Origin of the sequence: Polaromonas sp., assembly GCF_030682935.1 — a bacterium.
Taxonomy (GTDB): domain Bacteria; phylum Pseudomonadota; class Gammaproteobacteria; order Burkholderiales; family Burkholderiaceae_C; genus Polaromonas.
The window spans coordinates 1-4895 of the sequence record NZ_JAUXNA010000386.1; the positions used below are offsets into that span (position 1 = coordinate 1).

At 56.7% G+C, this 4895-nt stretch carries 6 protein-coding genes; all 6 read left to right on the forward strand.

Annotated features, from left to right (window positions below):
- Positions 1–770: threonine--tRNA ligase (locus tag Q8K05_RS17760; protein WP_305247938.1), on the forward strand; the 770-nt coding region annotated here is incomplete at its 5' end.
- 96 nt (positions 771–866) lie between these two features.
- Positions 867–1463, forward strand: a complete 597-nt coding sequence (infC, locus tag Q8K05_RS17765; protein ID WP_305247942.1) for a translation initiation factor IF-3 — start codon at positions 867–869, stop codon at positions 1461–1463.
- 233 nt (positions 1464–1696) lie between these two features.
- Entirely contained in the window at positions 1697–1900 is a 204-nt protein-coding gene (gene rpmI / locus Q8K05_RS17770; protein WP_293466354.1) for a 50S ribosomal protein L35, read from the forward strand.
- A 25-nt stretch (positions 1901–1925) separates the two neighbouring features.
- Positions 1926–2285, forward strand: a complete 360-nt coding sequence (rplT, locus tag Q8K05_RS17775; protein ID WP_305247939.1) for a 50S ribosomal protein L20 — start codon at positions 1926–1928, stop codon at positions 2283–2285.
- Between the two features lie 166 nt (positions 2286–2451).
- Positions 2452–3516 carry a phenylalanine--tRNA ligase subunit alpha gene (gene pheS, locus Q8K05_RS17780; protein ID WP_305247940.1) on the forward strand — a complete coding sequence of 355 codons (1065 nt, stop codon included), beginning with the start codon at positions 2452–2454 and terminating at the stop codon, positions 3514–3516.
- 33 nt (positions 3517–3549) lie between these two features.
- A partial coding sequence (pheT, locus tag Q8K05_RS17785; protein WP_305247941.1) for a phenylalanine--tRNA ligase subunit beta occupies positions 3550–4895 on the forward strand: 1346 nt, incomplete at its 3' end.

Genomic DNA, 4895 nt, shown 5'->3' on the forward strand with positions numbered 1-4895 from the left:
AGGATGACGGTCACATTTTCTGCACCGAAGCGCAGATTCTGAAAGAGTGCGTTGACTACACGACGCTGCTACGAAAAGTCTATACCGACTTCGGCTTCAAAAACATCATCTACAAGGTTGCAACGCGGCCCGAAGCCCGCATCGGCTCCGATGAAAGCTGGGACAAGGCCGAGCACGCGTTGATCGAAAGCCTGCGTGCGTCAGGCTGTGAATTTGAAATTTCCCCGGGCGAGGGTGCGTTTTACGGTCCGAAGATTGAATACACGCTCAAGGATGCCATTGGCCGCCAGTGGCAGTGCGGCACCATCCAGGTTGATTTCTCGATGCCCGAGCGGCTTGATGCCGAATACGTGGGCGAAGATGGCGCGCGTCACCGCCCCGTGATGCTGCACCGCGCGATTGTCGGCAGTCTGGAGCGATTCATCGGAATTCTGATCGAGGAACATGCTGGCGCATTGCCCACCTGGCTCGCGCCCGAACAGGTTTCAGTGCTCAATATCACCGATTCCCAGGCCGATTACGCCCGGGAAGTTGCTAAAACGCTGCAGAATCAAGGGCTTAGGGTCAACCTGGACCTGCGCAATGAGAAAATTACGTATAAAATACGGGAGCACTCGCTGCAAAAGCTCCCCTTTATCCTTGTCGTAGGCGATAAGGAGAAGGCAGCCGGAGCAGTTTCAGTGCGCGCTCGGGGTAACAAAGACCTTGGCGTAATGTCCCTCGACGCGTTTGCCCAGCAGATTGCTTCCGATATTGCGCAAAAAGCCTGATTTTTGATACATCTGTTGATGAATTCAGTCTGCCGTCTTTGTTGTGCGGGCAGAAGCAGCTATAGCTTTTATAGCAAATATTGAAGGACTCGCACCATCGCTACAGAATTTCGTGACCGCCGTCACCGTGAAGAACGCAAGCACCGCTTGAACCGTGAAATCATGGCCCCTGAAGTACGACTCTCGGGTCCAGACAATGAACCTTTGGGCGTTGTCAGCATCACGGAGGCGCTGCGTTTGGCGGGCGAAGCGGATGTAGACCTCGTTGAAATCTCGCCCACGGCGGTTCCGCCGGTGTGCAGGCTCATGGACTATGGAAAGTTCAAGTATGCCGAGCAGAAAAAAGCGGCAGAAGCGAAGTCCAAGCAAAAAGTAATCGAGGTCAAGGAAATCAAGTTCCGTCCTGGAACTGATGACGGCGACTACAACATCAAACTGCGCAACATCAAGCGTTTTTTGGAAGATGGCGACAAATGCAAAATTACCTTGCGTTTTCGCGGGCGTGAAATTACGCACCAGGAATTGGGCTTGGCCTTGCTGGCACGGATTCGCGACGAATTGGCTGATTTGATTTTGGTGGAGCAGTTCCCCAAACTTGAAGGCAGGCAGATGGTCATGATGATTGCACCGGGCCGCAAGAAGGTTGCGTCCAAGGTGGCGGCGGCAGAAGCTGCACCGTCGTCTGCAGCTTAATGCGCTAATTGAAAAATAAAGGCTTGCTGGTTTTTGACCAGTAGGTCGTGAAAGGGGGCATTTAACCGTGTTCCTGAGAAGGCAGGCGACAAGCCGGTTTTCCAAAAGTGACGGTGTAAAAACCGCTGCGCCGATGGCAAGTGTTAAATCTTGCCATTACAAGTGGCTCGGGGCCATCAAGTCTGCGTAAGGTTCGCAGCGCCTCACGAGCACAAATGAAAAGGAGCATTTATATGCCCAAAATGAAGACCAAGAGCGGCGCTAAAAAGCGTTTCCGCGTTCGTCCAGGTGGCACCGTCAAGCGCGGTCAAGCCTTCAAACGTCACATTTTGACCAAGAAGACCACCAAGAACAAACGTCAATTGCGTGGTTCAGTCGGTGTTCATGAGACCAATATGGGTCACATGGCGCAGATGCTGCCAGGCCGTGGCATTTAATTTAACGACGAACAAGGAGTAATACATGCCTCGCGTCAAACGTGGTGTAACGGCTCGCGCCCGCCACAAAAAAATTCTGGCCCTTGCAAAAGGTTTTCGCGGTCGCCGCGGTAACGTCTTCCGTATCGCCAAAGAAGCGGTAATGAAGGCTGGGCAATATGCCTACCGTGACCGTCGTACCAAAAAACGTGTGTTCCGCCGCTTGTGGATCGCCCGTATCAACGCTGCAAGCCGTTCATTTGGCCTGACCTACAGCCAGTTCACCAATGGCCTGAAAAAAGCCGGCATCGAGATTGACCGCAAGGTTCTGTCCGACATGGCCATCCATGACAGCGCTGCTTTCGGCGCCATCGTCGAGCAGGCCAAGGCCAAGCTGGCTGCTTGATTTTCAGAACAAGCTGCTATTGAATTAATAGCTGTTTGCGCACGAAAATAAAGGGCTGGAGCTTGAAAAGGCTCCGGCCCTTTTTCATGGGTTTTTTGTGGCGCTGAGGTGATGGCCGTGTGGCCGGAGGCGCCCCCTTGTTTCCGTATTCCGTCCAAGAGAATTTATGAACGATGCCGATACCCTCAACGAACTGGTAAGTTCTGCCAAAACCAGTTTTGCGCAAGCCCCTACGCCCGCTGATCTGGAGAATGCCAAAGCGCAGTTTTTGGGAAAGTCAGGACGCATCACCGAGTTGATGAAGGGGATGGCGCAACTTTCCGTCGAGGAAAAAAAATCCCGCGGCGCCGCCATCAACCTGGCCAAGCAAGCCATTGAAGCCGCGCTCAATGAGCGCCGCCAGGCTCTCGCGAACGCCGAGCTCGAAAAACAACTCAAGGCTGAGGCGCTTGACGTCAGCCTGCCGGGCCGACAGCGCGCACAAGGCGGCCTGCACCCTGTGTCCCTCACGCTGGAGCGGATTGAAGCCATCTTTGCGTCCATGGGCTTTGACGTGGCGCAAGGCCCCGAGATTGAAACCGACTGGTTCAACTTCACCGCGCTCAATACGCCCGAAGACCATCCAGCACGCTCCATGCACGACACGTTTTATGTCGAAGGCGGCACCGAAGCCGCGCCCAATTTGCTGCGCACCCATACCAGCCCGATGCAGATCCGCCATGCGGTCCAGCACGTTAAAAAGCACCGCGCACTGATCGATGCCGGTGGCCGCATGCCCGAGATTCGCGTCATCGCACCGGGCCGTACCTACCGCGTCGACAGCGATGCCACCCATTCGCCGATGTTTCACCAGTGCGAAGGCCTGTGGATTGGCGAGAACGTGAGCTTCAAGGATTTGAAGTTCGTGTTCACCGATTTTTGCCGCACCTTTTTTGAGAGCGATGACCTGGTGCTGCGCTTTCGCCCCAGCTTCTTTCCTTTCACTGAGCCCAGCGCCGAGATTGATATCCAGTTCCAGACCGGGCCGCTGTCAGGCCGCTGGCTTGAAGTGGCCGGCTCGGGTCAGGTGCACCCCAACGTCGTGCGCAACATGGGGCTCGATCCCGAGAAATACATCGGCTTTGCCTTCGGCATGGGGCCAGACCGGCTGACCATGCTGCGCTACGGCGTGAATGATTTGCGCCTGTTCTTTGACGGCGATATCCGCTTTTTGTCCCAGTTCCAGTCATAACAAAAACAAAAAACAAAAGAACAAGGCCTCACCATGCAATTTCCAGAATCCTGGTTGCGCGAATTTTGCAACCCATCCCTCAGCACCGAACAGCTGGCTGAAACCCTGACCATGGCCGGACTTGAGGTGGAAGAACTCAAGCCGGTCGCGCCGCCCTTTACCCATATTGTGGTCGGCGAAATCAAGGCCGCCGAACAGCACCCCAACGCCGATCGCCTGCGCGTATGCCAGGTTGATGTGGGGCAGGACAGCTTGCTGACCATCGTGTGCGGTGCGCCCAATGCCAGACCCGGCATCAAGGTTCCCTGCGCCTTGGTGGGTGCGGAGTTGCCGCCCGGCGAAGATGGAAAACCGTTCCTGATCAAGGTGGGCAAACTGCGCGGCGTTGAAAGCGAAGGCATGTTGTGCTCTGCGCGCGAGCTCAAGCTGTCGGAAGACCACGGCGGCTTGCTGGAACTGGCGCTTGATGCGCCGTTGGGCCAGGACATCCGCGAGCACCTCCAACTCGATGACACGCTGTTCACGCTCAAGCTCACGCCGAATCTGGCGCATTGCCTGAGCGTCTATGGCGTCGCGCGTGAAGTCGCTGCCCTGACGGGTGCGCCGTTGAATACACCGTCTTTTCCTGCAGTGGCCGTGGACCACGCCGACATACTGGCCGTCAAGGTCAGCGCGCCCGACCTGTGTGGCCGCTTCTCCGGTCGCATCGTACGCAATGTCAACCCGCAAGCCGCCACGCCGCTCTGGATGGTGGACCGCCTGGCGCGTTGCGGTCAGCGCAGCGTCACGGCATTGGTGGATATTTCCAACTACGTGATGTTCGAGTTGGGGCGTCCCAGCCATATTTTTGACCTCGACAAAATCCACGGCGGGCTCGACGTGCGCTGGGGCAAGCCCGGCGAAACGCTCAAGCTGCTGAACGGCAACACCGTCACGGTGGATGAAAAAGTTGGCGTGATTGCCGACGAAAACCAGGTCGAATCGCTGGCCGGCATCATGGGAGGCGACGCCACCGCAGTGTCGGATGACACAAGAAATATCTACGTCGAAGCCGCTTTCTGGTGGCCCAAGGCCATCGCTGGCCGCGCGCGTCGCTTCAACTTTTCCACCGATGCAGGCCACCGTTTTGAGCGGGGCGTGGACCCGGGCCAAACCGTGGAGCATATCGAACGCATCACCCAGTTGGTCCTCGAAATATGCGGCACGCCAGAGACGGTGTGCGGTCCCATCGACGACGCACAGGTCAACCTGCCCCAAGCAACACCTGTCACGTTGCGTGTCGCCCGTGCGGCCAAGGTCATCGGCATGCCGCTCACGCAGGCGCAATGCCTCGATGCGCTCAAGCGCCTCGGTCTGGATGTCAAGGAGGGCGAGGGCAC

What these genes read in the sequence shown, in the direction of transcription:
- rpmI (WP_293466354.1), top strand. Translation starts at nt 1,697, where the DNA reads ATGCCCAAAATGAAGACCAAGAGCGGCGCTAAAAAGCGTTTCCGCGTT.
- pheS (WP_305247940.1), top strand. Translation starts at nt 2,452, where the DNA reads ATGAACGATGCCGATACCCTCAACGAACTGGTAAGTTCTGCCAAAACC.
- rplT (WP_305247939.1), top strand. Translation starts at nt 1,926, where the DNA reads ATGCCTCGCGTCAAACGTGGTGTAACGGCTCGCGCCCGCCACAAAAAA.